A 26,413-nucleotide genomic window follows, 5' to 3' on the forward strand; every position below is an offset into this window, starting at 1 on the left:
GCAGCAGCAAGCATGTCGCGAACTCGCATTACTGGCACCCCTCGTTCACCTGCGCGAAGCACAGCCAGTTGTCCGGGAACAGCCACGGCAGGGCGACCTCGCCGTAATTGCCGTTGCCGAAGACATTGTTGAAGGTCCGCACGGACACCGGCATGATCGACAGCATTCGATCCAGGTTGTCCTTGTTCTTCTGCAGGCCCTCGGCCATGGTCTGCAGCTGGATCAGGGTCGGGCCGAACTGATCGTTGTTCTCGGCGCCGATGGCCTGCAGCTGCCCGCTCAGCGTGGCGATATTGTCCAGCAGCGAGCGCAGCAGGGCCTGCCGCTCCATCACCCGGTTGGCGATGGCCTCGCCCTGGGTGATCACCAGCAGCACACTGTTGCGGTTGTCGCCCAGGATGGTGGTGACCCGGTCCAGGTCCTTGAGCAGCTGATCCACCGCGTCCTTGCGGTCGTTCATGGTCTTGGCCAGTGCGCCGATGGAATCGAGCGCCTGCACGGTCAGCTGCGGGGTGTCGCCCAGCTGCTGATTGATCAGGTCGAGCGACTGCGCCAGCTTCTGCGTGTCGAGGGCCTCGAACTTGGGCGTGCCCTCCTGCACCACATCGGCCAGGTTGTAGGGAACGGCGGTATTGGACTTGGGGATTCGATCGTCCGGCAGTCCGGAGCCGTCACCCGGTTCCAGGTCGACGAAGCGGGCGCCCAGCAGCGTGGCCATCTTGATGGAGGCGCGCGCGTCCGGGCCCAGCTTCACGTCATTGCTGACCGCGAGCGTGAGCAGGACATGGTCACCCTCGAGTTCGGCGCCGGCGACCCGGCCCACCGGGACGCCGGAGACGTCCACCTTGTCGCCGACCTTCACGCCGGCGGTCTGGGCGAATTCGGCCTTGATGGTCTGCTCACCGACCCCCAGCATGCGGAAGGTGCTGGAGAAGATGAGCAGGGCCACGACGAAGACGGCGCCGAGCACGCCGAGCCAGAAGTTGCGGTTGGAATCGAAGCGGGACTTGAGTTTCGCGATCATGGCCGGCACACCGCCGAGTGGGAGTTGCCGCCGATCTGGTTGAACAGACCGCGCGGGAAGAGGACACCGTAGAGCGAGACATCCAGGGAGCAGACATACGCATTGGCGTACGTGCCGTTCTGGGTGAACTTGCCGATATCGGCGAGGATGGCGGGCAGGTCCACCGCGACCCGATCGAGCTTCTCGCCATTGGCGATCAGCAGGGTCAGGGCATCGCGGGTGGCGTTCTGGGCCAGCGCCAGCTTCGGCTGGATCTGCCCGATCATGCCCACCAGCGCCGTGGTGGCGTCGGCGATCTGCACCGTCGAGGCCTGCAGCGACTGGCCCTGGGCGTACAGGCCGCCGATCAGAGCGCGGGTCTGGGTCACCAGGGTCTCCAGTTCGTCACTGCGCCGGGCCAACCCGGACATGACACCGGACAGATTGGTGATCACCGAGGACAGGATGGCGTCGCGCCGCTGGAAGTCACTGGCCAGCGCGGCCGCCTGGGTGATGAAACCGCTCAACGACACTCCATCGCCCTGCAGGGCCTGGATGAAGGTATTGGACAGGCTGTTCACCTGTTCCGGCTGCAGCACCTCGAACAGCGGCTGGAAACCGTTGAGCAGACCCGAGATGTCGAACGACGGCTCGGTGCGCTCCAGCGGGATCGACGCGTTGTTCTTCAGCGGCGTGTGATCGCCGCCCTTCTTGTCCGGGGCCAGCGCGATATAGCGCTGCCCGATCAGGTTCTGGTAGCGGACCAGCGCCTTGGTGTCGCCGAACAGCGTCTGATCGCGCTGCACGATGAAGGTCACCTTGGCATTGTTCTGCTTGTCCAGCTCGATGGACTCGACCTTGCCGACCCGCACGCCGGCCATGCGGACGTCATCGCCCTCACGCAGGCCCAGCACATCGGAGAAGGTGGCCGAGTAGGTGTTGGTGGAGCCTTCCACGGTGCGGGCCAGGGTATTCCAGATGACCGTGGTCACCAGGACCGCCACCACCGCGAAGAGACTGAAGCCGATCAGCGGTTTGCGATAGCTCACTTGGCCGCCCCGCTTTCGGTCACTTGCAACGTTCCACCCCTCAGAATCGAGCTCAGCAGCAGGTATTCACCCGCGGTGGGCTTGCGACCCAGCATCGCGATGATGGCCTGTTCGGTATTGAGCGAGATCGGCCCGGCCGCCGCGGGCACCGTGCCCTCCGGATTCGGCTTGGTCTCCGGCTGCGCCCCCGGCACGGTCGGCACGCCGAACAGGTTCGGGAACAGATCCTCGAGCGGGGTGCCCGAGAGCGGGTTGCCCGGCTGCGCACCCGGCGCGGTGGGCTCGCCGGCATTGAGGCCCGGAATGACCGGGAAGCCGTCCGGCACCGGCAGATTCGGCAGTCCGGCCGCCGACTCCAGGGCCCGGGGCCGCAGCGATTCGGGCAGCACGCCCGGATCCGATTCCAGCGGCGCGGTGAAGCAGCTGGGCGCGGCCAGCTCGCCGTAGCGCGGGCAGTCGGCCTGGGTGTACGGCTTGTACGGGGTGAAGGTGAGGCCCATGTTCCAGACCATCTGCTTCTGCGGACCCCAGTGGAAGGTGGTGGCCAGAGCGCGCACCGACTTGTTGAGGTTCTCGATGGCCTTCGGAATGGCGCCCGGATCATCGGACATGGCGCCGAACAGCGCACTGGTGCCGGTGGTGACTTCCTTGCCCACATCCGGATTCCGTGCGAACAGCGCGTTGACCTTGTCCACGGTGCCGGAGGTGCCGGCGATGAGCGAGATCAGCTCGGCGCGGCGATCGGAGATGGTCTGCGCGGTGCGCACCGAATCCGCCAGCACGCCCATGAGTTCCGGCGCGGACTGGTTCAGCGCCTGGAAGGCGGTGGAGAAATCGGTCAGCATGACGCCGAGGTCCGGAATGGACTCGTCCACCGCCAGCAGCCACCGGTCCACCCGCTCGATGGTGGAGCCGGGCATGCGGCCGCTGCCGTCGAGCGCGTAGGACAGCGTGCCCAGCACCCGCCCGAACTGCACCGGATCGATCTTGCTGAGGATATTGCGCACCGTGGTGAGCGTGTCCTGCAGTGCGATGGTGCCTTTCGAGGTGTCCTCGGGGATCTGCGAGCCCTCTTTCAGGTGCGCGCCGTCGGGCCCGTTGTAGACGAGCTCGACCGAGGTCACGGCGAACAGGTTGGACGGCACCACGCGCGCGGTCACATTGGCCGGGATGCTGCCGGTGTACTCCGGCTTCATCTCGATGTGCACTTCCTGCTTCTCGCCCTTGGCGGCGACCGAGACATTCTTGACCGCGCCCACCAGCACGCCGCGGAACTTCACGTCCGCCTTCTCGGGCAGACCGTCACCGGTGGTGGTGAGATTCGCGACGACATTCACCTTGTCGACGAACTTGCCCTGATAGCGCGCCATCAGGAAGCCCAGCACCAGGGCGATGACCGCGAGGCCGCAGATACCGGCAATGACCAGCTGCCGCATCGTCGGGCCGCGCCCGCTCGGATCGATGATCATCGTGTACGCCCCCTATCCCGAGATCCGGATGCCGGGGTCCACACCCCAGATGGCCAAGGTCATGAACAGGTCCGCGAAGACCACCGCGATGATGCTGAGCTTGATCGCGCGACCGGCCGCGACGCCGACGCCTTCCGGGCCGCCCGTGGCGAAAAAGCCGTAGTAGCACTGGATGAACGTGGTGATCGCGACGAACAAGATCGCTTTCACCAAGGAGTACAGCACATCCTGGGGCACCAGGAACTGATAGAAGTAGTGCTGGAAGGTGCCTGTCGCGGTGCCGCCGATGAGCGCCACGGTCAGCGAGCAGGAGATGTAGGCCAGCGGCAGCGCGATGCAGTACAGCGGCACGATGGCGATCATGGCCGCGATCATGCGGGTGCTCACCAGATACGGAAGCGGGCGGATGGCAACCGATTCCAGTGCGTCGATCTCCTCGGAGATGCGCATGGCGCCCAATTGCGCGGTGAACCGGCACCCCGCCTGCGCCGCGAAGGCCAAGGTGGCCAGCATGGGGCCGAACTCGCGCGTGGTGGCGAAGGCGGAGATGGCGCCGGTGAGCGGGCTCAGGCCCAGCAGGTTCAGCGAGGTGTGGCCCTGAATGGCGACGGTCATGCCGCCGAACGCCGACAGGATCAGCACCACGCCGATGGTGCCGCCGCCGACGATGAGATTGCCGTTGCCCCAGGTCACATCGGACAGCAGCCGCCAGACCTCTTTGGGGTAGTGCTTGAAGGCCATCGGCATGGAGCCGACGGAACGCAGGAAGAAGAAGACCTGGTGGCCGACGCGCGCGATGAAGTCCACCGGCGACTGCGCGACACCCTTGATGCGCTGGAAAGGCCGCAGCAGCGGCGGAACATACGTTGCTGACACGACTCAGACCATCTGTGGGGGGAAGAAGGAGTTGTAGAGCTGCGTGATGATCAGGTTGACGCCGAAGAGCATGACGGCGGACATGACCACGGCGGTGTTCACCGCGTTCGCCACGCCGCCCGGGCCGCCCTTGGCATTGAGCCCGGCGTCGCAGGCGATGATCGCGGCGAGCAGCCCGAAGATCAGCGATTTCAGCAGTGCCACAAACAGATCGAAGGTCACCGCGAACGAGGAGAAGGTTCCGACGTAGGAACCCGGCGTGCCGCCCTGGGCGAAGATATTGAAGATGTAGCCGGTCAGGAAGCCGACGAAAACCACGAAGCCGCACAGCAGTACGGACACCAGCATGGCCGCCCCGAGGCGCGGGGCGACCAGCCGGCGCATGGGATCGACGCCCATGACCTTCATGGCGTCGATCTCCTCGCGAATGGTGCGCGAGCCGAGATCGGCGGTGATGGCCGAGCCGACCGCGCCCGCGATCATGAGCGAGGTGACCAGGGGCGCGCCCTGCTGGATGATGCCGAGGCCATTGGCCGCGCCGATGAACGAGGTGGCGCCGACCTGCCCGGCCACCGAGCCGACCTGGATCGAGACGATGACGCCGATCGGAATGGCCACCAGCAGGGTGGGGGCCGCGGCGACGCTGGACATGAACGCGCACTGCCGGATGAACTCGCCGAACGGGAAGCGCTTGCGGAAGATGGCGATGAACAGTTCGGCCACCGCCGACACGCCCATGCCCATCATCCGGCCGCCGGTTTCGAGGGACCGCTTGGGATGGTCCTGCCAGTACTCCTTGGCCCAGTTCACGGCCGTATTCATCCGTGATTCCGTTGGGCTCCCCTGCCCACCCAGGCTTTTGGTCAACTGCACTGGCTACCCCTCTCGACGCCGGGAACCCGCCGCCGGCGACTGTTTGCTTGACGCACCTTACTACGGAGTTAGGAAAAACACATCACGCCCATGTGGTTCCGGTCATAGAGCCGGATCACTTTCGACGATCTGTTGTGAACAGCCACATCACAGTTGGTTTACAGCCCAAAGAACCAGTCAACGTTCTAGAACTCGTTCTAGTTTTCTTCACCGAGCCATAGCAATCCGGTGTTGTGAACAACCGCCGGGTAAGAATTAATAGGAAATAATTTATCTGAAATCCACCCGGCTCGAGGAATGTTCCGATAACTCCCTATCCAACTAGGAAACCGACCACGGGCGCGGGAGGACACGGCTCGGCAACATGTGGCAGTACAACCAGCACCCGGGGACGAATACTGACAGGATGAGTGCAGCAACAGGTCGATTCGAGCGGCTTCCGACGTCTGGAGGGTCATGATCAGGAAACTTGCCGGGGTGGCCGGCGCCTTCGCCCTTGCGCTGAGCACCGTATTGCTCAGCGCCGGAACCGCGAACGCCGAACCTTCGGCAGTCATCGGTGGTGGATCGGGGATCATCATCGACGACATGTACGAGTGCACCGTGACCACCATCGGTCACGACAATGCGGGTCGGCTCGTCGGTCTCACGGCGGGACACTGCGGCGATCCGGGCGCACAGGTCTACGCGGAGGCCGCCCGCGGCGCCGGGGAGATCGGCAAGTTCGTCTACTCCAACCACGAACTCGATTACGCGGTCATCCAGTTCGATCCGGACAAGGTCGTCCCGGTCAACCGCATCGGCAATGTGACCATCACCGGCCTCGGCGGTCCGCCCGGATTCCCGATGATCGTCTGCAAGGAGGGCCGCACCACCGGCAATACCTGCGGGCTGTCCTGGGGTGACGTCTTCGGCTCCGGCATCGAGACCTGGAGCCAGATGTGCGTGGTGGAAGGCGATTCCGGTGCGCCGGTGGTCGTCGGCAGCACGCTGGTCGGCATGGTGAACGCCTACCTGGCCATCGCCTGCTTCGGGCCCGAGGTGGGGACGAACATGTCCACCATCATGGAGAACATCAATGCGCGCGGCGGGATCGGAGCGGGGTACTACCCCATCTGATCGGCCGAAAGCGCCGGAAAGGGGCGGTGATCCGAGGATCACCGCCCCTTTCCCGTTGCCCCTAGAGCGTATTGACGCAGACGACGAACTTCCGCTCGTCGTAGGTGCGGCCCTGCTCGCCCAGGGTGCAGTCGTCGACGCTGGTGGTGTTCTTGACGATCTCCAGCACCTTCACGCCGTCGATGGCGGTGGTGCTGGTGCACTCGATCCGCTTGGGCATGGTGTCGCGATCGCCCATATCGATGCAATCGCCGATGACCCAGTCGATATCCAGGCAGATCGCGCCGGTCTCGACCCCGGCGAGGGTCTCGTAGTACGCCTGGTCGACATCGGTCGGGCACTGATCATTGGTGCGGGCCTTGGCCACCACCTTGTAATTCGACTCCTTGCTGCCGCAGGTGGCCTTGGTGATGGTGGCGTCCTCGCTGGTGCCGCCCAGCTTCACGCAATCACCGATGGTGGCCTGGAAATCGGTGTCACCGCCCTTGTCGGCATTGGTGGTGGTGGGCGCGGCCTTGGTGGTGGGCCGGGATTTGGTGGTGGACGGGGTGGTCGCCGAGACCACGGCGGCCGAGTCGTTCGAGGCGATGGCCGTGCCGTCGACGGTGGTACCGCAGCCCGCGAGCAGCAGGGCGACGGCGGAGATCACCGGAACGGCGATCCGGGCGGAGATCTGCTGACGCAACACAAGCAGTCCTATTTTTGATCTTCGGGTTTACGCGGACATGCTTACACGCCCTCACCGACAGCGTCGACCCGGTACTTCCACCGAACCAGGGGCGCGGCGACCTCGTATAGGAGGGCATGAGCACCGCAGCGGACGCACCGCCCGCGCTCCGGGAACCACGGCTGGTCCCGCTGCACGCGCTGGCCGCCGGAATCGATTTCGGGCGCTACTTCCGGTGGCGGCACGAGCGTGACGGCGACCCGTTCCTGGTGCGGTTCCCGGGTTTCGGATCGGTGGTGTTCACCGGCACGCCGGAGGGGGCGCGGGAGCTGTTCCGGGCGCCGGCGGAGCTGCTGCAACCGCCGCTGCCCAATCCCATCGAGCCCATGGTGGGCCCGGCCTCGCTCATCCTCTCGCGCGGGACCAAGCACCGGCAGGACCGGGCGCTGCTGGCTCCCGCATTTCATCGGAGCCGAATCAGCGCGTACGGCAACGTTATTCGCACGGCCGCGCGGGCGGAACTGGCCGGGGAGCGCACGGGCGCGGCCTGGCGGCCCGGGACCAGAATCGATGCGAGGGCCGCTGCGCGCGCAATTACACTGCGCGTGATTCTGGCCGCGGTGTTCGGAATCGAAGAATCGCGACGTCGGGACGAATATACAACGGCGACAACGGAATTCTTGAACTCGTTCGGCGGGGCGCTGTTCCTGGTTCCGGCATTGCGGCGCAATTTGTACGGATTGTCCGGATGGCAGCGGTTCACCGCCGCGCGTGATCGTTTCGACGAACTGATCGACGGCGAAATCCGCCGCCGCCGCGCGCACGGCGACAACGGGACGGACATTCTCGGCCTCCTCCTGGATACGCGGTACGACGACGGCAGCCCCATCACCGAGTGCGACCTGCGCGAACAGCTGCGCACCCTGCTGGTGGCCGGGCACGAGACCACGGCAACGGCGCTGGTCTGGGCGCTGTACCGGCTGCACCGCGACCCGGAGACACTGGCGCGGTTGCGCGCGGAACTGGACACGGCCGGACCCGACCCGGATCCACTGGACCTTGTGAAACTTCCCAATCTGGATGCGGTATGCCAGGAGACGCTGCGCCTGCACCCGCCGGTGCCGATCGTATTGCGCAGGCTCACCGGCGATTTCGAGCTGCGCGGCATCCGGCTGCGGGCGGGGGACACCATGGGCGTGGCCCTGCCGCTGCTGCACGCCGATCCGGCGGTGTGGCCCGAGCCGCGGCGGTTCCGGCCCGAACGCTTCCTCGAACGCCGGTACGGCCCATTCGAATTCGCGCCCTACGGCGGCGGGCACCGGCGCTGCGTCGGGGCGACGCTGGCGGACTACGAGCTGCGGATCGTGCTGGCCACCATTATCGGCACGGTGCGGCTGCGGCTTTCGCCGCGCTTCGCGCGCGGGCGGATGCCACTGACCGTGCCGCACAACATTGCGACCGGTCCGCATGCGGCCATAACCTTCGATGTCCTGGAACCTTGATGCGTCCTCGAACCTTGATGCGCCATCAGTGATTTCGATCACAAGCAGGTTTGACCGGGGGTGCGCCCGGCGATCTGGCACGGTCCGGGACCACATTCCGACTCGCCGACCTGAACGGCGCATACACATCACACGAGAGGCGTGCACCCGGTGATGTGACGCGTCGCACACCTGTAGGTCTGTATGCATAACCGCCAGAACGCGATTGGCACACCCCGCATCGCACTGTAGGAATGAGTGCGGGGTTGGGGCCTGCCGCGGACCTTCGTGTGTCCGCACTCTGCGTGTGAACGAGGATCGGAAGGACCAAGCTGTGCGCATTACCCGCTACCGGAAGACGGGACTGATCGCCCTCGCCGCCATTGCGGCGACCGGAGCCGTGGTGGCAGCGCCGGCATCAGCGGCTCCCCTATGGCCGGGCGGCCCGGAGGTTCCCGGCGTGCCCTCCGCCGTCATGCCGCAGCCCACCCCGGGCGATCTGCCCACCGCCCCCGGCGCGAACTCCCCGCTGCCGCCCGCCAACTTCACCGCGCCCAACATCACCCCCGGTGACGGCGAGGTGGTCGGCGTGGCGCAGCCCGTGATCATCAGCTTCAAGGAGCCGGTGACCGATCACGCCGCCGCCGAGAAGGCCATCCGCATCACCTCCACCAACAAGGTGGACGGCCACTTCTACTGGATGGGCGACAAGCAGGTGCGCTGGCGGCCCGAGTCGTTCTGGCCGGCCGGCTCGCAGATCACCGTCGAGGCGGGCGGCACCAAGGTCGCCTACGAGATCGGCGACGAGTTCATCGCCACCGCCGACGACACCACCCACCAGATCACCGTGACCCGCAATGGCGAGGTCGTGCGGGTCATGCCCACCTCCATGGGCAAGGTCGGGCACGAAACCCCGAACGGGACCTACATCGTCAGCGAGCGCAATCGCAAGATGATCATGGATTCCTCCACCTACGGCGTGCCGGTGACCGCGCCCGAGGGCTACAAGCTCGAGGTCGAGTACGCGACCCGCATGTCCAACAGCGGCATCTTCGTGCACGCGGCCCCGTGGTCGGTGGCGCAGCAGGGCAAGTCCAACTCCTCGCACGGCTGCCTCAATGTGAGCACCGAGGACGCCAAGTGGTTCCAGGAGAACGTGAAGCGCGGCGACCCGGTCATCGTCGTCAATACCAATGGTGGAACGCTCAATCCGGCCGACGGCTACGGCGACTGGAACTGAATCCTCCAGATCTCGCGCCCCCTGCCCTGTCGGGCGGGGGGCGCGGTCATTTCCGGACCCGGTTTTCCCTGATCACAACGGTATCCGCGAATTCGACCTTGAAAGAGACTGGGCGGACTTACTATTCGTCCCATGTCCGCGCCACCAGCGGATGCCTCCGGTGAACATACGGTGGCGCCCGCGCGCCGACTATTCAACCGCAAGGCATCCCATCGTTACCGGCTATTCGCGCGCAACCGACACAGTGCGCGGGTGAGATCGAGTCCCGAACGAGTACTGCCGCAGCCCCGCGGGCGCGGGTGGCGCGGTAGGCCCTGGCAGGATTACGCGCTGTTCTTCGTGCTCGTCGCGCCGAATCTCGTACTGCTGTCGGTATTTGTCTACCGGCCGCTCATCGACAATATTCGGCTGTCGTTCTTCGACTGGAACATCTCCGATACCAACGCCACCTTCGTCGGCTTCGACAACTACACCGAGTGGTGGGGCCGAGACGACTCGTGGCAAGTTGTCAGCAATACCGTGGTCTTCACCATTGCCGCCGTCATCGGCAGTATGGTGCTGGGTTTGGCCCTCGCGCTGCTGCTGGACCGGAAGCTGTTCGGGCGCAATGTGGTCCGCTCCGCCATCTTCGCGCCGTTCGTCATCTCCGGCGCGGCCATCGGCGTGGCCTTCCAGTTCATCTTCGAACCCGGCTTTGGGCTGGTGCAGGACGTGCTGCACAAACTCGGGGTGGAGAAGGTGCCGGACTTCTATCAGGACCCCACCTGGGCCATGGTCATGGTGACCGTCACCTACCTGTGGAAGAACCTCGGGTACACCTTCGTCATCTATCTGGCCGCGCTGCAAGGCATTCGGCAGGACCTGATGGAAGCCGCCGAGATCGACGGCGCGAGCCGGTGGACCAGCTTCACCCGGGTCCTGCTGCCGCAGTTGCGGCCGACCACGTTCTTCCTGTCCATCACGGTGCTGCTGAACTCGCTGCAGGTGTTCGACATCATCTACACCATGACCCGCGGCGGCCCGCTGGGCACCGGCACCACCACCATGGTCGTGCAGGTCTATCGCGAATCCTTCGTCAACTTCCGGGCCGGATACGGCGCGACGGTGGCCACCATCATGTTCCTGGTGCTGCTCGTCGTGACGCTGTTCCAGGTGCGCGTCATGGATCGGGGCGATCAGTGAAACTCGGTACGGCCCGGATCGATCGGGAGACCTGGGCGAAGATCTTCGGCTACGCGGCCATGGCGTGCGTGCTCGTCATCGTCGGCGTCCCGCTGTTCTGGATCGTGATCACCTCGTTCAAGGACCGGCCCGACATCTACGTGCAGCCGGCCGTGTACTGGCCGCGCGTCTGGCATCCGGAGAACTATTCCGACGCCACCACCACGCTGCCGTTCTGGACCTTCCTGCGGAACTCGATCATCGTCACCGGCGTCGTCTCGGCGGTGAAGTTCGTGCTCGGCGTGTTCAGCGCGTACGGCCTGGTCTTCCTGCGCTTCCCGGGCAAGACCGTGCTGTTCGTGGTGATCATCGCCGCGCTCATGGTGCCCAACCAGATCACCGTCATCTCCAACTACGCGCTCATCGCCCAGCTGGGCTGGCGAAATACCTTGCAGGGCATCATCGTTCCGCTGTGCGGCGTCGCCTTCGGCACCTTCCTCATGCGCAATCACTTCCTGTCGCTGCCCAGTGAGGTCATCGAGGCCGCCCGCATGGACGGCGCGGGCTGGTGGCGGCTGCTGACCCGGGTGGTGCTGCCCATGTCCGGGCCCACCATGGTGGCGTTCGCGGTGGTCACGCTGGTCAACGAATGGAACGAGTACCTGTGGCCGTTCCTCATGGCGGACGGTCCCGAGGTCGCCACGCTGCCGGTGGGCCTGACCCTCTTGCAGAACACCGAGAACCCGAGCGTCACCAACTGGGGGCCGGTCATGGCCGGAACCATCCTCACCATGCTGCCGATTCTCGTTGTCTTCCTGGCACTTCAGCGTCACATGATCAAAGGCCTCACCTCCGGTGCGGTCAAGGGTTAACCCGGAAAGAGAGAATCCCGTGTCCGAATCACCATCACTCAACGGGCGCCGCCCCGCTCTGTCGCGACGCGGGTTCCTCGGCCTGGCCGGGGCCACCGCGGCCGGGCTGGCGCTGACCGCCTGCGCGGGCACCGGCGGCGGGGACAAGCAGGGCGGCGATGCCAACACCATTACCTTCTGGTCCAATCACCCGGGCACCTCGAAGGATCTGGAACTGGAGCTGATCAACCGGTTCCAGGCCAAATATCCGGACCTGAAGGTCAATCTGGTCGACGCCGGCAAGAACTACGAGGAGGTGTCGCAGAAGTTCAACGCAGCGCTCTCCGGCGGTGAACTGCCCGATGTGGTGGTGCTGTCCGACGTCTGGTGGTTCAACTACGCGCTCAACGGCACCATCGAACCGCTGGACAGCCACTTCGGTTCCGCCGGAGTGCAACTCGACGACTACGTGGACTCCCTCGCCGCCGACTACCTGTTCAACGGAAAGCACTACGCGCTGCCGTACGCGCGCTCGACGCAGATCTTCTACTACAACAAGGACGTCTGGGCCAAGGCCGGGCTGCCCGACCGCGGCCCGGAGAGCTGGGCCGAATTCGACGAGTGGGGCCCCAAGATCCAGTCCGTGGTGGGCGCCGACAAGTGGGCGCACGGCTGGGGCGATGCCAAGAACTACCTGGCCTGGACCTTCCAGGGACCGACCTGGACCTTCGGCGGCCGCTACTCGGATCAGTGGACGCTGAAGTTCAACGACGCCAACACCATTGCGGCCGGCAACTATCTGCGCGACAGCATCAATGTCAAGAAGTACGCCAGCATCCGGCCGCAGATCGCCACCGACTTCGGCACCGGCATCATCGCCTCGACCATTGCCTCCACCGGCGATCTGAAGGGCATCCAGAAGAATGCCGAGGGCAAGCTGGAATTCGGCACCGCCTTCCTGCCGCGCCCGAACGGTCCGGGCGCCACCACCGGCGGCGCGGGTCTGGCCATTCCGTCGCGAATCTCCGACCAGCGCAAGGCGAATGCGCTGAAGTTCATCGAGTTCATTACCAATGCCGCCAATACCGCGTACTTCACGCAGGGCACCGGCTACATGCCGGTGCGCAAGTCGGCGCTGCAGGATCCCAGTGAGCTGGAGTTCCTGACCAAGAACCCGAAGTCCAAGACCGCCATCGACCAGCTGGCGCTGACCCGCTCGCAGGATTACGCGCGCGTGTTCGTGCCGGGCGCGGACCAGATCATCGGCACCGGCATGGAGCAGATCGGCCTGCAGAACCGGGATGTGGCACAGGCTTTCGCCGATGTGACCACCCAGCTGCAGAACATTATCGACCGGCAGATCACGCCCAAGCTGCCCAAGTAAGACGCCCCTCGCGCCGCCGTCAGGGCCGGAGGCGGCAGCTTGCGTAACCACGCAGGCCCCGGCGGCGCGAAAAATCGACTAGGGAGACCCGCCGGCATGGCGACTGTGCAATTCGAGGGCGCGACCCTCACCTACCCGGGTGCGCCCGCCCCCGCGGTCGACACCTTGAACCTGGAGATCGCCGACGGCGAATTCCTGGTCCTGGTGGGCCCGTCCGGATGCGGCAAATCCACCAGTCTGCGCATGCTGGCGGGTCTCGAGGCGGTCACCGGCGGGAGCATTCACATCGGCGACCGCGATGTCACCGGGCTCCCGCCCCGGGCCCGCGATGTGGCCATGGTCTTCCAGAGCTATGCCCTGTACCCGAACATGACCGTGGCCGAGAACATGGGCTTCGCCCTGCGCAATGCCGGAATGTCCAAGGCGGACACCCTGATCCGGGTCAAGGAGGCCGCCGCCATGCTGGAGCTGGAGGACCTGCTCGAGCGCAAGCCGGCCAAGCTCTCCGGCGGGCAGCGCCAGCGCGTGGCCATGGGCCGCGCCATCGTGCGCCGCCCGCAGGTCTTCTGCATGGACGAACCACTGTCCAACCTGGACGCCAAACTGCGCGTCTCCACCCGCTCCCAGATCGCCGCCCTGCAGAAGCGACTCGGAACCACCACCGTCTATGTCACCCACGACCAGGTCGAGGCCATGACCATGGGCCATCGCGTCGCGGTGCTGCGGGACGGCAGGCTGCAGCAGATCGCCGCGCCGCGCGAGCTCTACGACGATCCGGTCAATACCTTCGTCGCGGGCTTCATCGGCTCACCCGGCATGAACCTGCTGACCGCCCCGGTCGAGGACGGCCACGCGGTGCTCAACAGCCTGCGAATCCCGGTGCCGCGCACCATGACCGGGAAGCGGGTGATCGTCGGCATCCGCCCCGAATCGTGGGAGGTCACCACGGACGCCACCAATGCGCTGGCCGTCGAGGTGGAGTTGCTGGAGGAGCTGGGCGCCGAATCCTTCCTCTACTCGCACGGCGTCACCGGCCAGTGGTCCAGCCGCTCCGGACGCGTCGTCGCGCGAGTGGATCGGCGCTTCCAGGTGGCCCTGGGCGACCGCCTGCTGCTCACGCCCAAGCCGGACGAGCTCTTCTTCTTCGACGCCGAGACCGAACTGCGCATCCGCTGAGGGATCGGCTGGGCGGTCAAGGGATGGGCTGGGCCTTCGCCAGGATCTCGTCCACGGTCTCCTCGACCGTGAGATCCGAAGTGTCCAGCCACAATCCGATCCGCGGCGTGGTGGTGCGCAGTCCGATGTCGAGGTCCTCGACGGTGAAGTTCTCGTCGTAGGCGTTCTTGTCCCGCCCCGCTTCCCGGGCCGCGACGACCTCCCGCCGCGGCGCCAGCACCACCACATACCGCGGCCGGGTCTCGATCTGCTCGGCGAACCAGGGCAGGAACTCACCGAGCACCACATCCTGGACGACGGCCGAAAAACCCTGCGCCGCATACGCGTCCGCCGTCCGCGCGGCCAGCCGATAGCGCAGCCGCAATTGTTCGAGAGCCTCCTCGGGCGGTTCCGGCCGCATCTCCTCGCGCCCGTTCACCACGAACCGCCGGAAGGCGTCGCCGCGCACATGGGCCGAGCGCGGCAGGCGCTCGGCCAAAGCCTGGGCGACGGTCGATTTCCCGGCCGCCTGAATCCCCGTGATCAGATACACCGCGCTCGTCATGTTGATCATGATCGTCGGGGCGCGCTCCGGAGGCCAGTGAGTTTCCGGCCCGGAGCACGCCGCCGCGCGGGAATTACCAGATCTTCACGCGCTCGGCCGGATCCAGATACAGCTCGTCGCCCGGCTGCACGTCGAACGCCTCGTGGAAGGTGTCGAGATTGCGGACCACGCCATTGCAGCGGAACTCCGGCGGGGAGTGCGGATCGGTGGCGAGACGGCGGATGGCCTCCTCCTTGCGGGCCTTGGTGCGCCACACCTGCGCCCAGCCGAAGAAGACCCGCTGCAGACCGGTGAGACCGTCCAGCACGGGCGCCTCGTCGCCATTGCGGCTGATCTTGTACGCCTCCAGGGCGATGGACAGTCCGCCCAGATCGCCGATGTTCTCACCAATGGTGAACTCGCCGTTGACCTTGTGATCGTCGGAGAGATCCTTGGGGGAGAACCGGTTGTACTGATCGATGAGCGCCTTGGTGCGCTTGCCGAACTCGGTGCGGTCGGACTCGGTCCACCAGTCGACCATATTGCCGTCGCCGTCGTACTTGGAGCCTTGATCGTCGAAGCCGTGCCCGATCTCGTGGCCGATGACCGCGCCGATACCGCCGTAGTTGGCGGCGTCGTCGGCGGTCATATCGAAGAACGGGGGCTGCAGGATGGCGGCCGGGAAGACGATCTCGTTCATGCCCGGGTTGTAGTAGGCATTGACCGTCTGCGGGGTCATGAACCATTCGCCGCGGTCCACCGGGCCGCCGAGCTTGTTCAGATCGCGGTCGTGCTCGGCGGCATAGCCGCGGCGGAAGTTGCCGACCAGATCGGAGGGGTCGATCGCGACCGCGGAGTAGTCGCGCCACTCGTCCGGGTAGCCGATCTTGGGGGTGAACTTCTCCAGCTTGGCCAGCGCCGCCCGCCGGGTGTCCGGGCCCATCCACTCCAGCTCGGAGATATTGCGGCGGTAGGCCTCCTGCAGGTTCTCGACCAGCTCGAGCATGCGGGCCTTGGCCTCCGGCGGGAAGTGCCGCGCCACATAGAGCTTGCCGACCGCCTCGCCCAGCAGATCCTGGACCAGGGAGACGCCGCGCTTCCAGCGCTCGCGATTCTCCGGAGCGCCGGTGAGGGTGCGGCCGTAGAAGTCGAAGTTCTGCTCGACCAGATCGGCGGTCAGATAGGGCGCGCGGGCCTTGAGCACGCGCCAGGTGGCCCAGGCCTTCCAGTCCTCCAGCGATTCCGCGGCCCACACCCGGGCGAAGGTGCGGACGTAATCGGGCTGGCGCACGACCAGTTCGGCGAACAGCTCCGGGCCCGGGCGGTCCAGGCTCTCCGCCAGCGCCGAGGTCCAGGCGTTCCAGTCGAATTCCGGGTTCTCCGCGGCCAGGGCGGCGAAGGTGGTGAGGTTGTAGCTCTTCTCGGCGTCGCGGCGGCGCACCACATCCCAGTGGCCGGCGGCCAGCTTGGCCTCCAGGTCGAACACCCGCTGCGCGTCATGGTCGATATCGGCCAGCTCGAACATGCGGCGGATATGGGCGACGTACTTCTCGCGGATCTCCGCGTACTCGTCCTTGTGGTAGTAGGACTCGTCGGGCAGGCCGATACCGGACTGGGTGGCGTGCACCAGGTAGCGCTCGGAGTTCTTGTCGTCGGTGTCGACGTACACCGCCAGCGCGCCGCCCACGCCGGTGCGCTGCAAGCCGCCCAGCAGGGCCGCGAAGGCGCCACGATCGGTGATCTGGCGGATGGCCGCCAATTCGCCCACGATCGGGGCCAGGCCGTGCTCCTCGACCTGGGCCTCGTTCATATAGCTGTTGTAGAGATCGCCGATCTTGCGCTCTTCGCTGCCGAGGGCGGCGTTCGCGGCCGCGGCCTCCTGGATGATCGCCTGCACATCCTTCTCGGCCTGGTCGTAGAGCGTGCGGAAGGCGCCGTCGACCGCCCGGTCCGCCGGTATCTCGTACGTGTCCAGCCACTTGCCGTTGACGTGCGCGAACAGGTCGTCCTGCACTCGCACGTCCGCGTTCTGGAAGGACAGGTCGATTCCCGAGGGAGGCGTCAGCTGCGAAGTCACGATCCCCAGTATGCCGACTCCGCGGGCACCTGGGCGGGCTCCGCTCAGCCGGACACGGGAATCCGATCGAACTCCCCGTCCCGGGCTCCGGCCACGAAAGCCGACCATTCGCCAGGGGTGTAGACCAGGGTGATCTCACGATGGCGCAGGGCGGTGTGACCGTCGGGGGCGGTGTGTGTGGTCAGGTCGCCGGTGGGGGCGGCCGCATCGTTGCGGCCCAGCACCAGGGCGAGGAACGACATCCATTCGCTCGCGCTGACGGTGATGATGGGCTCGGCCTCTGGGCGATGTTCCGGGTTACGCCGGTACTTGCTGTCTCGGATGAGCACCGCATCACCGTCGAAACGAACCTCCACACACTGATTTCCATTGTTGGTGCGAGTCGACGTGAACCAGCCGGTGGATTCCGGTTGGTGTTTCGCGGTGGTAAGCATGGGCAGCATTTTACGCGCGCACATGTGTCTCCTACCCTTGCGAATAATTCCTGATCAGCTCCAAAGACTCTGAACGGCTGAGGGATTGGTCGAGTGCACGCACGAATGCAAACCCCAAATCGCGAACCTGCTCGGAATCGTCCACCGCGCCACCGAAAACCGCGCTCTCGGCCCAGGCGAAGGTGGGCAATGATTCCCCGGCGAAATCCAGCAGGTGAAAACTGGAACCACCGAGAATCGCACCGGCGGTCGCGGTGAACGGAATCACCCGCACCGTCACCGAATCCTGTTCCGCCAGCAGGCTCGCCAAATGCTCGAGCTGCCCGCGCAGCACCTTCGGGCCGCCGATCTGCTGTAACAGCGTGGCCTCGCCGACCACGGCGGTGAATTCCAGGCGATCGTCGCCGCGCAACCGTTCTTGTCTTCGCATGCGCACGGCCACAAGTTGTTCCACTTGCACCGGCCGGATCATGACATCGGCGCTGATGAGCGCCCGCGCATACTCTTCCGTCTGCAACAGGCCGGGGATCACCAAGCTGTCGTAGCTGCGGATACTCTCCGCACCGAATTCCATACCGTAATAACGCTGCAACTCCGTGCCGATGAGTGCGGAGGATTTGACCCACCAGCCGCGCTCCTTGCTCGCCGCCAGGAGTTCCTGCAGCTCGGCGCGTTCCTCATCGTCCACCTCGAGCAGTTCCAGCACCGGTCCGAGCGTATTGACGGTGAGCACCCGGCGGCCCTTTTCGACATGCGACCAATTCGCCGGCGTGAAGCCGACGCGTTTGGCGAAGGTCGCCGAATCGAAGCCGCGCTGCTCCCGCAGTTCGCGCAGGCGCAACACCAGCTCCCACCGGGCGACCGTGGGCGAGACGGGTGCCATGCCTGCTGACTCTACGCCCATAATTCACTGGCGTGTGACTATTGTCATACCGATTGCCGGAGAATAGGGTCGGTAGCAGGAGGTTCGCCATGAGCGCGCTGGACCCATCCTCGTACACCGAAACCCAGGAAGCGCTGGCCCGCTGCCGCCGCTACCGCAAGGAGCACGGCCTGTACGGGGTCGTGGATTCCCAGCTCGGGCGGATCATGCTCGAGGTCGGCGCGGTCGGGGCGGTGACCATGCCCGCCGATATCGGAGCGCGCGTGCGCGACCACCTGAAAACCCTGCACCGCTGCGGTCCGGTGATCGCGCACCCGCGCTCGCACCGCTGGACCTTCCTGACCGGGCCGACCGACGGGTCCTATCTCGATATGGCGTTGTTCTCCGATCTCTTCCGCGACTGCGCCGCGGTGGCGCTGCCCGGTAGCCACATCGTGCTGCCCTCACCGACCGATGAGCACAGCGGCTACCGGCTGTGGATCTGCCCGCCGGAAGGGGACTTCCGGCCCGAACTCGCGGAGGTGGTGGCGGCCACCCGGGAATGCCGGGGCGTGCCGCACTAGAGCTCTAGGGGGCACCGCCCAACCCCCGAAGAGAAGGGCGTGGGGGCTTCCCGATCAGCCGGCCCCCACACCCGCTACCACTCAGTTGGTCGGCTGGGGCGTCAGCGTGATGCTGAACTTGTCCTCCACGCGCTGATTCCAGTCGCGTTCGCACTGATCGAGTTTGGCCTGATCGTTGCCCGCATTGCTGACGCATTCGATGAAGTCCTTGCCGCCGGTCTCCTCGAACACCGTCCAGCCGACGATCAGGAAGACGACCGATCCGGCCAGGCCGAGCAGGCCGAGGATGAGACCCGTGAGCGCCATGCCGAAACCACCGGCCCGGCCGGACTTGGACTTGACCATGGCGATGATGCCGAAGATGAGGGCGAACAGGCCGAACAGTATGCCGCCGAGGATGGTCCAGAAACTCAGCAGCGCCAGGATGCCCAGCACCAGGGCGGTGATGGCCAGACCCTTGCCCTTCGGGGACTCCTGCCAGTACTGCTGGCCGCCGGGCGCTCCGGGCGGCGGATAGCCGCCGGGCGGTGGGGTCGGGTATTCGCCGTAGGGACCGGAGGGGGGTGGCGGATACTGCGACATGAGGGGTCCTTCCGTCGGTGGTGCTCCCGGTATCGCGAACGTGCGAGCGAACCGTTAACGTGCCCGATTCGTCCCAAATGCTGCGTTCATCACGAGCCGCTGTCGATGCTATTGCCCACCCAGTCGGGCATGCATCTCCCACACCAGGATTTCCGACGGCAGATTCGCGGTGATGCGCTGGCCGCCGCTGCGGGCCATCCGCACCGCATCGCCCTCGTAGAGCGGGCCGACGCCCTCCATCTCGACCTCGCCGTGCGCGACGAACAGATGCAGATAGGGCGCCTCGGGTAGGCGCACCTCCACCGGTTCGGACGGACCCGCCATCCGCGCCACGTGCAGCGCCGAATGACTGCTGTTGATGGCGATGGCCGTCCGGTCGCGATAGCGGGGCAGCCCGGAGGCCACCGTCACCAGACCGCCGCCGGCCAGTTCGTCGTCGATCTCCAGCTGCTGATAGCCCGGGGTCAGGCCGGGTTCGTCCGGCACCACCCACATCTGCACGAAATGCACCGGCTCCTCGTGCTCGGGCGCCGTGCTGATCCGCCAGGAATCGTTCTTCTCCGAATGCAGGATGCCGGTGCCCGCGCTCATGCGCTGCGCCAGGCCCGGATAGATGACCCCGCTGTGGCCCAGCGAATCCTGATGCACCAGGCTGCCGCTCAGGACCCAGGTGACGATCTCCATATCCCGATGCGGGTGGGTTTCGAATCCCTCACCCGGCAACACGATGTCCTCGTTGTTCACCAGGAGCAGGCCGTGATGGGTGTTGTCGGGATCGTAATGTTCCCCGAAGGAGAACGAATGCTTCGAATCCAGCCACGCCACACGGGTTTTCATGCGGTCGCCGCCACGATGGACATCGATGTGTGGTGTCGTGAGCGTGGACACCGCCGTACTCCTCTCACCGGCGAGCACCGATCAGAATCCAGGGTAGGGGCACTCTCCACGGGTCAACCTGAATTCCCGGTAAATTCTAACGTGCGGGCAGCACCGCCCTGCACCCCGCCGACCAGGCAGTTCGCTACCGTCATCGCAGGCGGGCAATCACCCGGCGACCGGAACCGGCGCGTGTCGCTACCCCGGCGGCGGCCGGGCGGCGACCGTATCATGATGGGCCGCAAGTGAAACCGGAGGAGGGCAGGGGGATGCGACCCGAGGTACTCGCGGGCATCGAACGCGAACTCCGGCAGCAGGCCAGCAGCGAGGGGATCAGCCACTTCGTGGTAGGGGTAGCCGTGTTCCGCGGCGGGAAACTCCTGGTCGTCCGGCGTGTCGCCGACGACTGGCACGGGGGCATGTACGAACTGCCCGGCGGCGGTGTGGAATCCGGCGAGAGTTTCGCCGACTGCGTGGCCCGGGAACTGTACGAGGAGACCGGACTGCGGGTCCGCCGCATCACCGACGTACTCGGCGGCTTCGACTACGCCACCCGCACCAAGTCGCGGGTGCGCAAATACAGCTTCGTCGTCGAGGCCGAGCCCGGCGAGGTCTCCCTGGCCCCCGGCGAACACGACGAATTCCAATGGATCGACGCCGACGGCCTGGACAGCCTGCCCATGGCCGAGGACATGCGCGCCGCGGTCTTCGCCCTCGTCACCACCCACCCCGCCCGGTGAACACACACCCACCAGAACCACTCCCCACCCTCCGCACCGGGCTGCGTGAGAATCCCGGCGCACTACGCCTGAGCGCCATCCGCTTCGCCGGCCAGTTCGGTGACGGCATGTTCCAGGCCGCGCTGTCCGGGGCCATCCTGTTCAATCCGGAACGCGAGACCGATCCGCTCGCCATCGCGGGCGGATTCGCGGCGCTGCTGCTGCCGTATTCCATCATCGGCCCCTACGCCGGCGCACTGCTGGACCGCTGGGATCGGCGCATGGTGCTGCTGCTGGCGAATCTGCTGCGCGCCCTGCTCATCGGCGTGGCCGCGGTGGGCCTGCTGGCCGGCATCCCCTCCGGCCCCCTGCTGGTGCTGGCCCTCGCCGTCGTCGGCGTCTCGCGGTTCGTGGGCGCGGGCGTCTCGGCCGCGCTGCCGAAGGTGATCGCGCAGCGCTGGCTGGTGCCGATGAACTCGATCCTGGCGACCGTGGCCTCGGGCTGCGCCATCGTGGGCGCGAGCCTGGCCTTCGGGATCATCGGGCTGATCGGCGCCGGCGATCTCGGCTCGGCGGTCGCCGTGGCGGCCAGTGCGTCCGGCTCGCTGCTGGGCGGATTCGCGGCCGCCGGATTCCGGCCGCGAGCGCTGGGTCCCGATATCGCCGAGCGCACCCGCAGTTCGGTGCGCGCGGTCGCCGCCGGGCTGCGGCAGGGCGCCACGGCGGCCTGGCACTCCCGCGAGGTGACCACGGCCATGCTCGGAATCGGCGCGCACCGCATGGTTTTCGGGGCCGACACCCTGCTGATGGTGCTGGTGCTGCGCCGCGGCGACGGCGCGGACAGCATTGCCCGCTTCGGCGTCGCCATCACCGCCACCGGGGCGGGCATGCTCGCCGCGGCGGTGGTGGCGCCCTTGCTGATCCCGCGCCTGGGCCGCTCCCGGACCGTGGTGACCGGGCTGCTCACCGCGACCGTGGTGCAGCTGGCCCTGGTCACCCCGGTCACCATCGCGACCGGTGCGGCCGAGGCGAGGGCGGAGCTGCTGTTGCTCGCGGCGGCCTTCCTGCTCGGGCTGGCGGGGCAGGCCATCAAGCTCACCGGCGACGCCGCCATGCAGATCGATATCGACGACGGGCACCGCGGACAGGTCTTCGCCCTCCAGGACACCGTCTTCAACATCACCTACGTGCTGGCGCTGGCCGGCACCGCCCTGTGGATTCCGGCGGACGGGCGGGCGCCCTGGGTGGTGGTCGCGGCGGCCGGAATTTACTGGATCGGTATCGCCGCCATCGCGCTCAACACCCGGCGGCACGCCGGCCGCTGATACGGTGAGGGCGATGATCGCCGACATGTCGCGCCCCGGAATCCGTGCCGCACTGGCCATCTCCGGTGTCCTCACGGTCGGGGCCGTCCTGCTGCCCGCCGTGCGCGGCGGCGCCGAGGAGGCGGCCTGGGTCCCGCCCGTGAACGAGTGCGGCGAATTCGGATTCGATCCGCTCTTCCGCGGCACCAGACCGGTACAGGCGCAACCGCAACCGGATCCGACCATTCGAATCCCTTATCCCGTACCGGAATTCGTGCCGGTCGAAGTGCCCGGCCCGCTACCGGACAACACCCGCATCGATCCCGAGGCGCTACCCGCCGATCCCTGCCGGAACCCCTGCCCGGATATTCGGGACATCCCCAAGCCGGTCACGGAAACCACACTGCCGGAAGGCAATCCGTCCGCCGCGCCGGTCACCGGAACCAGCGCGCCGACGACCGTCACCGAGCCGCCGTTCCCCACCTCCGAACCCAGCGGCGCCGGCGCGGACGGCCCGCTGCCGCCGCGCACCGCCGAACTCGTCCCGCAGACCGAGATCGTCCCGGTCCCGGTCCCGGGCGGCCAGGCCCCCGAACCGCAGCCCGCGCCCGCCCTGGCCATCCAGCCGCCCGAACTCGCGCCCGCCGCGCCGCCGCCGGTCCCGCCGGCCGTCGAATCGGTGCGGCTGGTCAATCAGGTCACCGGGCACGGCTCCACCAATCGCACCGATATGCGCTGGTCGGTGGACGGCACCGATCTCGGCCTGTTCTGGGAGAACCGGCCCGGCGAGGTGGCGGTGGTCTTCGGCGACACCTTCGGCAAGGGCTGGGAATTCCCGGGCGCCGGCAATGGCGATCAGGACTGGCGCAGCAACACCATCGCCTACAGCACCGACCGCGACCTGTCCGACGGCCTCACCCTCGACACGTTCGTGCAGAACAGCCGCTGCCACGCCGCCGAGATCCTGGACAGCCGCAAGGTCGACAACTTCGAGATCACCACCATCCCCACCTCCGGGTTCACCCTCGGCGGGCGCCAGTACCTCAGCTATATGTCCATCAACCGGTGGAGCCGGTACCAGCCCGGCATGTGGTGGACCAATCTCGGCGGGATCGCCTGGTCCGACGACAATGGCCGCACCTGGACCAAATCCCAGTGGGCGACCTGGGAGAACCTCTTCGGCCTCAGCCGTTTCCAGGTGACGAGCATGGTGCCGCACGACGGGTACGTCTACATGTTCGGCACGCCCAACGGCCGCTTCGGCACCATCGGCCTGGCCCGGGTGCCCGCCGACCAGGTGCTCAACAAATCCGCGTACCAGTACTGGATCTCCGGCGCCTGGATTCCGGCCGTCGGTCCCGCCGAATTGTTCGCCACCCCACTGATTTCCGGCACCGCCAGTGAGCTCTCGGTCCGCTTCGACCAGTCCAGCGGACTGTGGCAGATGGTCTACCTGGACCTACAGCGCAATGAATTCGTGCTGCGCACCGCCATCGCACCGCAGGGCACGTGGACCGAGCCGGTCGCCCTGATCGACACCGCCGACTACCCCTCGTCCTACGGCGGGTTCATCCACCCGTGGTCGACAGGCACCGATCTGTACTTCACGATGTCGCACTGGGCCACCTACAACGTCTACCTCATGCACGCGGTGGTGAATCCCGGCCGCTGAGTTCAGCGATAGGGGCGGAAGCGCAGCGCCTGACCCGGGCGGGCCTGCGCCACCAGGTCCACATCCGCGTCGACCACCACCCCGATCACCGGATAGCCGCCGGTAATGGGGTGATCGGCCAGGAAGACCACGGGCTGACCGCTGGGCGGAACCTGGATGGAGCCCAAAGCCATACCCTCCGTGGGCAATTCGCCGGTATCGCGGCGGCGCAGCGGTGGGCCGTCGCGGCGGTCCAGGCGAGCGCCGATGCGGTCGGTATCGGAGGAGATCAGCCACTCGCCCTCGAACAGGGCCGGGGTGTTCGCGAACCAGTCGTCGCGCGGGCCCGGAATCACCCGCACGGTGAGCCGCTCGTTCGCGGGCACGGCCACCGGGGCGACATCCACGATCGGATAGTCCCGCGGCGGCGTGCCCACCGGCAGCACATCGCCGGGTTGCAGCGGCTCCGGCCCGATCCCGGACATGGTGTCGCGACTGCGCGATCCCAGCACGGGCGGCACGTCGATCCCACCGCGGACCGCCACGTAGACGCGCAGGCCGGAGGCCGCCATGCCGAGCCGAAGGCGTTGGCCCGGTTCGAGTTCCAGGACACTGGCCGCACCGACCGGGCAGCCGTCGACCGTGGCGGGGGCGGCGGCACCGGTGACGGCCAGGGTGAGATGCCGTTCCGCGAGCAGTTCGACGCCGCCCAGCAGAGCCTCGATGGCCGCCGCGCCCTCCGGATTCCCGACCAGGCGATTGGCCAGGCGGAGCGAGGCGCGATCGGCAGCACCCGCCGTGCCCACCCCGGAGTCGAACCAGCCGGGGCGGCCCAGATCCTGGATGGTGGCCAGGGGTCCCACGCGTTCGACGCGCATCATGATCGGCTCACCTCCCGGCCCCGGCGTTCACGAAGCGGACGCGAGTTCCCGCTCGTACCAAGGCGGGCGGATCGCGATCGACATCCCACATGGGCAGCTCGGTGGTGCCGATGAGCTGCCAACCGCCCGGGCTGCGGCGCGGATAGACGGCGGAATAGCCACCGGCCAGAGCCACCGCGCCCGGCGGTATGGCGGTGCGGGACTGGGTGCGGCGGGGGACCGTCAGGCGGCCGTCGGCGGATTCCAGATAGCCGAATCCCGGCGCGAAACCCACGAAGGCGCAACGCCATACGGTGCCGGTGTGCTGGGCGATCACCTCATCGGTCGTCAGGCCGAGGTGGCGGGCGACCTCGGGCAGGTCCGCACCGTCGTAGCGCACGGGGATGAGCACCGGCTCGCCGCGGGAGTCGTTGCCGCCCAGTCCATCCCCGGACGACGGCCGCGGGCCGGACATGCGGGGGGCCGCGGCGACCCGGGCTTCCGAATCCAGGCGGGTCAGCAGGGCGGTCAGCTGTTTGCGCACCGAATCGGCCGCGGCGGGCGAGGTCAGGGTGATCAGGACGGTTTCGGCCGCGGGCAGCACATCCGCGACGCCGGTCGGGTGGGGATGCAAAGCCGCCACCAGCTCGGGCAGCAGTGCGTGCCGCGGCGGGATCACCAGCAGGGCGCGGTCACCCGCCGGGCGGATGTCGCCGATCGCGGGGGCGGTTCCGGTATCGCTCATCTCGTACCCGTCAGATGAAGGGCCGCACCGGGATTCGCGACTCGTCCAGGGCGGCGCGAATGCGGCGGGCCATCTCGACGGCCGCAGGGGAATCGCCGTGCACGCAGAGACTGGCGGCGGTGACCGCCACCGTGCCGTCGTCGACGGTGACCGCCTTCCCGGCGCGGGCGATCGACAGCGCCTGCGCCACGGCCGCATCCGCGTCCAGCACCGCGCCCGCCAGGCCGCGCGGCGCCAGCAGGCCCTCCGAGGTGTAGGCGCGATCGGCGAAACCCTCGGCGAAGAACCGGATTCCGGCCTCCCGGGCGGCGGCCTCCAATTCGGTGCGGGCCGGGCCGAGCAGCACCAGGCGCTTGTCGAATTCGCGCAGCGCGGCCAGCAGGGCGTCGGCGAGCGTCCGGTCGGCGGCGGCCGCGTGGTACAGCGCGCCGTGCGGTTTCACGTAGCGCACCCGATCACCGGCGGCGCGGGCGAAGGCGTCCAGACTGCCGATCTGATACAGGGTCTCGTCCCGCAGTTCCGACGGCGGCACCGCCATCGCCCGCCGGCCGAAACCCGGCAGATCGCGATAGCCCACATGCGCGCCGATCCGCACGCCCTTCTCCACCGCCAGCGCGCAGGTGCGGCGCATGATCGACGGATCGCCGGCATGGAAGCCGCAGGCGATATTGGCGCTGGTCACCAGGTCCAGCATGGCGGCGTCATCGCCCATGGCGTACGCGCCGAAGCCCTCGCCCAGGTCGCTGTTCAGATCCACGCTCATCGTCCCTCCCAGCTCCTGTCCTGCATTGTGGCACGCGTCATACGGTGTGGTGTCACGTCCGGCGGGCATTACCTGTCCCATGGA

26 protein-coding genes are annotated in these 26,413 nt (G+C 67.0%); 11 read left to right on the plus strand and 15 right to left on the minus strand.

Annotated elements, in window-relative coordinates:
- Positions 1-28: 28 nt before the first annotated feature.
- Genes ACFVIV_RS06665 through ACFVIV_RS06685 form a run of 5 tightly spaced genes read right to left on the minus strand, consistent with a single transcriptional unit; the run spans position 29 to position 5,219 of the window.
- The gene (locus ACFVIV_RS06665) at positions 29-1,024 is read right to left on the minus strand and encodes an MCE family protein (RefSeq protein ID WP_379193807.1); all 996 of its coding nucleotides are present in this window, start codon (positions 1,022-1,024) and stop codon (positions 29-31) included.
- Positions 1,021-2,052 (minus strand): MCE family protein, encoded by a 1,032-nt coding sequence (locus ACFVIV_RS06670; protein WP_379193808.1) that lies wholly within the window; start codon positions 2,050-2,052, stop codon positions 1,021-1,023. The genes ACFVIV_RS06665 and ACFVIV_RS06670 overlap by 4 nt, the downstream gene beginning before the upstream one ends.
- Positions 2,049-3,521 (minus strand): MlaD family protein, encoded by a 1,473-nt coding sequence (locus ACFVIV_RS06675; protein ID WP_379193809.1) that lies wholly within the window; start codon positions 3,519-3,521, stop codon positions 2,049-2,051. The genes ACFVIV_RS06670 and ACFVIV_RS06675 overlap by 4 nt, the downstream gene beginning before the upstream one ends.
- A gap of 12 nt (positions 3,522-3,533) precedes the next feature.
- Positions 3,534-4,397 carry an ABC transporter permease gene (locus ACFVIV_RS06680; protein WP_379193810.1) on the minus strand — a complete coding sequence of 288 codons (864 nt, stop codon included), beginning with the start codon at positions 4,395-4,397 and terminating at the stop codon, positions 3,534-3,536.
- Positions 4,398-4,400: 3 nt separating this feature from the next.
- Positions 4,401-5,219, minus strand: coding sequence for an MlaE family ABC transporter permease (locus ACFVIV_RS06685; RefSeq protein ID WP_379193811.1), 819 nt, complete (start codon positions 5,217-5,219; stop codon positions 4,401-4,403).
- Positions 5,220-5,726: 507 nt separating this feature from the next.
- Here ACFVIV_RS06685 and ACFVIV_RS06690 point away from each other — a divergent pair.
- Positions 5,727-6,389 (plus strand): S1 family peptidase, encoded by a 663-nt coding sequence (locus ACFVIV_RS06690; RefSeq protein ID WP_379193812.1) that lies wholly within the window; start codon positions 5,727-5,729, stop codon positions 6,387-6,389.
- A gap of 61 nt (positions 6,390-6,450) precedes the next feature.
- Here the strand turns inward: ACFVIV_RS06690 and ACFVIV_RS06695 are convergent, their stop codons facing one another.
- Positions 6,451-7,077, minus strand: coding sequence for a hypothetical protein (locus ACFVIV_RS06695; protein ID WP_379193813.1), 627 nt, complete (start codon positions 7,075-7,077; stop codon positions 6,451-6,453).
- A 116-nt stretch (positions 7,078-7,193) separates the two neighbouring features.
- Between ACFVIV_RS06695 and ACFVIV_RS06700 the strand changes: the two genes are divergently transcribed.
- The 6 genes from ACFVIV_RS06700 to ACFVIV_RS06725 all read left to right on the plus strand — a co-directional run bounded on the left by ACFVIV_RS06700 (position 7,194) and on the right by ACFVIV_RS06725 (position 14,349).
- Positions 7,194-8,558 (plus strand): cytochrome P450, encoded by a 1,365-nt coding sequence (locus tag ACFVIV_RS06700; protein WP_379193814.1) that lies wholly within the window; start codon positions 7,194-7,196, stop codon positions 8,556-8,558.
- Between the two features lie 313 nt (positions 8,559-8,871).
- A complete protein-coding gene (locus ACFVIV_RS06705) occupies positions 8,872-9,777 on the plus strand; it encodes an Ig-like domain-containing protein (RefSeq protein WP_379193815.1) in 906 nt (301 codons plus the stop codon).
- Positions 9,778-10,029: 252 nt separating this feature from the next.
- Complete coding sequence (locus tag ACFVIV_RS06710; protein ID WP_379193816.1) at positions 10,030-10,959, plus strand: carbohydrate ABC transporter permease; 930 nt, start codon at positions 10,030-10,032, stop codon at positions 10,957-10,959.
- 59 nt (positions 10,960-11,018) lie between these two features.
- A complete protein-coding gene (locus ACFVIV_RS06715) occupies positions 11,019-11,810 on the plus strand; it encodes a carbohydrate ABC transporter permease (protein ID WP_379194196.1) in 792 nt (263 codons plus the stop codon).
- 19 nt (positions 11,811-11,829) lie between these two features.
- The gene (locus tag ACFVIV_RS06720) at positions 11,830-13,173 is read left to right on the plus strand and encodes an ABC transporter substrate-binding protein (protein ID WP_379193817.1); all 1,344 of its coding nucleotides are present in this window, start codon (positions 11,830-11,832) and stop codon (positions 13,171-13,173) included.
- 96 nt (positions 13,174-13,269) lie between these two features.
- Positions 13,270-14,349: an ABC transporter ATP-binding protein gene (locus tag ACFVIV_RS06725; RefSeq protein ID WP_379193818.1), complete on the plus strand. Its 1,080-nt coding sequence runs from the start codon at positions 13,270-13,272 to the stop codon at positions 14,347-14,349.
- 16 nt (positions 14,350-14,365) lie between these two features.
- Here ACFVIV_RS06725 and ACFVIV_RS06730 read toward each other — a convergent pair whose 3' ends face one another.
- The 4 genes from ACFVIV_RS06730 to ACFVIV_RS06745 form a co-directional block, all read right to left on the minus strand.
- Positions 14,366-14,893 (minus strand): AAA family ATPase, encoded by a 528-nt coding sequence (locus ACFVIV_RS06730; RefSeq protein WP_379193819.1) that lies wholly within the window; start codon positions 14,891-14,893, stop codon positions 14,366-14,368.
- 73 nt (positions 14,894-14,966) lie between these two features.
- Positions 14,967-16,949, minus strand: a complete 1,983-nt coding sequence (locus tag ACFVIV_RS06735; protein ID WP_379193820.1) for a M13 family metallopeptidase — start codon at positions 16,947-16,949, stop codon at positions 14,967-14,969.
- 44 nt (positions 16,950-16,993) lie between these two features.
- A complete protein-coding gene (locus tag ACFVIV_RS06740) occupies positions 16,994-17,383 on the minus strand; it encodes a DUF397 domain-containing protein (RefSeq protein WP_379193821.1) in 390 nt (129 codons plus the stop codon).
- Between the two features lie 31 nt (positions 17,384-17,414).
- A complete protein-coding gene (locus tag ACFVIV_RS06745; RefSeq protein ID WP_379193822.1) occupies positions 17,415-18,266 on the minus strand; it encodes a helix-turn-helix domain-containing protein in 852 nt (283 codons plus the stop codon).
- Positions 18,267-18,355: 89 nt separating this feature from the next.
- On the opposite strand from ACFVIV_RS06745, the gene ACFVIV_RS06750 reads away from it, so the two are divergent.
- On the plus strand, positions 18,356-18,829 hold the full coding sequence (locus tag ACFVIV_RS06750) for a hypothetical protein (protein ID WP_379193823.1): 474 nt from the start codon (positions 18,356-18,358) through the stop codon (positions 18,827-18,829).
- 81 nt (positions 18,830-18,910) lie between these two features.
- On the opposite strand, the gene ACFVIV_RS06755 is transcribed toward ACFVIV_RS06750, so the two are convergent.
- Together ACFVIV_RS06755 and ACFVIV_RS06760 are read right to left on the minus strand one after the other, a co-directional pair.
- Positions 18,911-19,411 carry a DUF4190 domain-containing protein gene (locus ACFVIV_RS06755; protein ID WP_379193824.1) on the minus strand — a complete coding sequence of 167 codons (501 nt, stop codon included), beginning with the start codon at positions 19,409-19,411 and terminating at the stop codon, positions 18,911-18,913.
- Between the two features lie 108 nt (positions 19,412-19,519).
- A complete protein-coding gene (locus ACFVIV_RS06760; RefSeq protein WP_379193825.1) occupies positions 19,520-20,299 on the minus strand; it encodes a pirin family protein in 780 nt (259 codons plus the stop codon).
- 257 nt (positions 20,300-20,556) lie between these two features.
- Between ACFVIV_RS06760 and ACFVIV_RS06765 the strand changes: the two genes are divergently transcribed.
- From ACFVIV_RS06765 to ACFVIV_RS06775, 3 genes are read left to right on the plus strand one after another with little or no spacing between them, the layout of a single operon-like run.
- Positions 20,557-21,027 (plus strand): NUDIX hydrolase, encoded by a 471-nt coding sequence (locus ACFVIV_RS06765; protein WP_379193826.1) that lies wholly within the window; start codon positions 20,557-20,559, stop codon positions 21,025-21,027.
- A complete protein-coding gene (locus tag ACFVIV_RS06770; RefSeq protein ID WP_379193827.1) occupies positions 21,024-22,331 on the plus strand; it encodes a hypothetical protein in 1,308 nt (435 codons plus the stop codon). The genes ACFVIV_RS06765 and ACFVIV_RS06770 overlap by 4 nt, the downstream gene beginning before the upstream one ends.
- Before the next feature lie 13 nt (positions 22,332-22,344).
- Entirely contained in the window at positions 22,345-23,982 is a 1,638-nt protein-coding gene (locus ACFVIV_RS06775) for a DUF4185 domain-containing protein (protein ID WP_379193828.1), read from the plus strand.
- 2 nt (positions 23,983-23,984) lie between these two features.
- Here ACFVIV_RS06775 and ACFVIV_RS06780 read toward each other — a convergent pair whose 3' ends face one another.
- From ACFVIV_RS06780 to ACFVIV_RS06790, 3 genes are read right to left on the minus strand one after another with little or no spacing between them, the layout of a single operon-like run.
- On the minus strand, positions 23,985-24,842 hold the full coding sequence (locus tag ACFVIV_RS06780) for a biotin-dependent carboxyltransferase family protein (RefSeq protein WP_379193829.1): 858 nt from the start codon (positions 24,840-24,842) through the stop codon (positions 23,985-23,987).
- A gap of 7 nt (positions 24,843-24,849) precedes the next feature.
- A complete protein-coding gene (locus ACFVIV_RS06785) occupies positions 24,850-25,566 on the minus strand; it encodes an allophanate hydrolase subunit 1 (RefSeq protein ID WP_379193830.1) in 717 nt (238 codons plus the stop codon).
- Positions 25,567-25,576: 10 nt separating this feature from the next.
- Positions 25,577-26,329 carry a LamB/YcsF family protein gene (locus ACFVIV_RS06790; protein ID WP_379193831.1) on the minus strand — a complete coding sequence of 251 codons (753 nt, stop codon included), beginning with the start codon at positions 26,327-26,329 and terminating at the stop codon, positions 25,577-25,579.
- Positions 26,330-26,413 lie beyond the last annotated feature (84 nt).

The sequence above is a fragment of the Nocardia sp. NPDC127526 genome (genome assembly GCF_042672265.1).
Classification (GTDB): Bacteria; Actinomycetota; Actinomycetes; order Mycobacteriales; family Mycobacteriaceae; genus Nocardia.

What these genes read in the sequence shown, in the direction of transcription:
- ACFVIV_RS06665 (WP_379193807.1), bottom strand. Translation starts at nt 1,024, where the DNA reads ATGATCGCGAAACTCAAGTCCCGCTTCGATTCCAACCGCAACTTCTGG.
- ACFVIV_RS06675 (WP_379193809.1), bottom strand. Translation starts at nt 3,521, where the DNA reads ATGATCATCGATCCGAGCGGGCGCGGCCCGACGATGCGGCAGCTGGTC.
- ACFVIV_RS06685 (WP_379193811.1), bottom strand. Translation starts at nt 5,219, where the DNA reads ATGAATACGGCCGTGAACTGGGCCAAGGAGTACTGGCAGGACCATCCC.
- ACFVIV_RS06690 (WP_379193812.1), top strand. Translation starts at nt 5,727, where the DNA reads ATGATCAGGAAACTTGCCGGGGTGGCCGGCGCCTTCGCCCTTGCGCTG.
- ACFVIV_RS06700 (WP_379193814.1), top strand. Translation starts at nt 7,194, where the DNA reads ATGAGCACCGCAGCGGACGCACCGCCCGCGCTCCGGGAACCACGGCTG.
- ACFVIV_RS06715 (WP_379194196.1), top strand. Translation starts at nt 11,019, where the DNA reads ATGGCGTGCGTGCTCGTCATCGTCGGCGTCCCGCTGTTCTGGATCGTG.
- ACFVIV_RS06725 (WP_379193818.1), top strand. Translation starts at nt 13,270, where the DNA reads ATGGCGACTGTGCAATTCGAGGGCGCGACCCTCACCTACCCGGGTGCG.
- ACFVIV_RS06730 (WP_379193819.1), bottom strand. Translation starts at nt 14,893, where the DNA reads ATGACGAGCGCGGTGTATCTGATCACGGGGATTCAGGCGGCCGGGAAA.
- ACFVIV_RS06740 (WP_379193821.1), bottom strand. Translation starts at nt 17,383, where the DNA reads ATGCTTACCACCGCGAAACACCAACCGGAATCCACCGGCTGGTTCACG.
- ACFVIV_RS06745 (WP_379193822.1), bottom strand. Translation starts at nt 18,266, where the DNA reads ATGGCACCCGTCTCGCCCACGGTCGCCCGGTGGGAGCTGGTGTTGCGC.
- ACFVIV_RS06750 (WP_379193823.1), top strand. Translation starts at nt 18,356, where the DNA reads ATGAGCGCGCTGGACCCATCCTCGTACACCGAAACCCAGGAAGCGCTG.
- ACFVIV_RS06755 (WP_379193824.1), bottom strand. Translation starts at nt 19,411, where the DNA reads ATGTCGCAGTATCCGCCACCCCCCTCCGGTCCCTACGGCGAATACCCG.
- ACFVIV_RS06765 (WP_379193826.1), top strand. Translation starts at nt 20,557, where the DNA reads ATGCGACCCGAGGTACTCGCGGGCATCGAACGCGAACTCCGGCAGCAG.
- ACFVIV_RS06775 (WP_379193828.1), top strand. Translation starts at nt 22,345, where the DNA reads ATGATCGCCGACATGTCGCGCCCCGGAATCCGTGCCGCACTGGCCATC.
- ACFVIV_RS06780 (WP_379193829.1), bottom strand. Translation starts at nt 24,842, where the DNA reads ATGATGCGCGTCGAACGCGTGGGACCCCTGGCCACCATCCAGGATCTG.
- ACFVIV_RS06785 (WP_379193830.1), bottom strand. Translation starts at nt 25,566, where the DNA reads ATGAGCGATACCGGAACCGCCCCCGCGATCGGCGACATCCGCCCGGCG.
- ACFVIV_RS06790 (WP_379193831.1), bottom strand. Translation starts at nt 26,329, where the DNA reads ATGAGCGTGGATCTGAACAGCGACCTGGGCGAGGGCTTCGGCGCGTAC.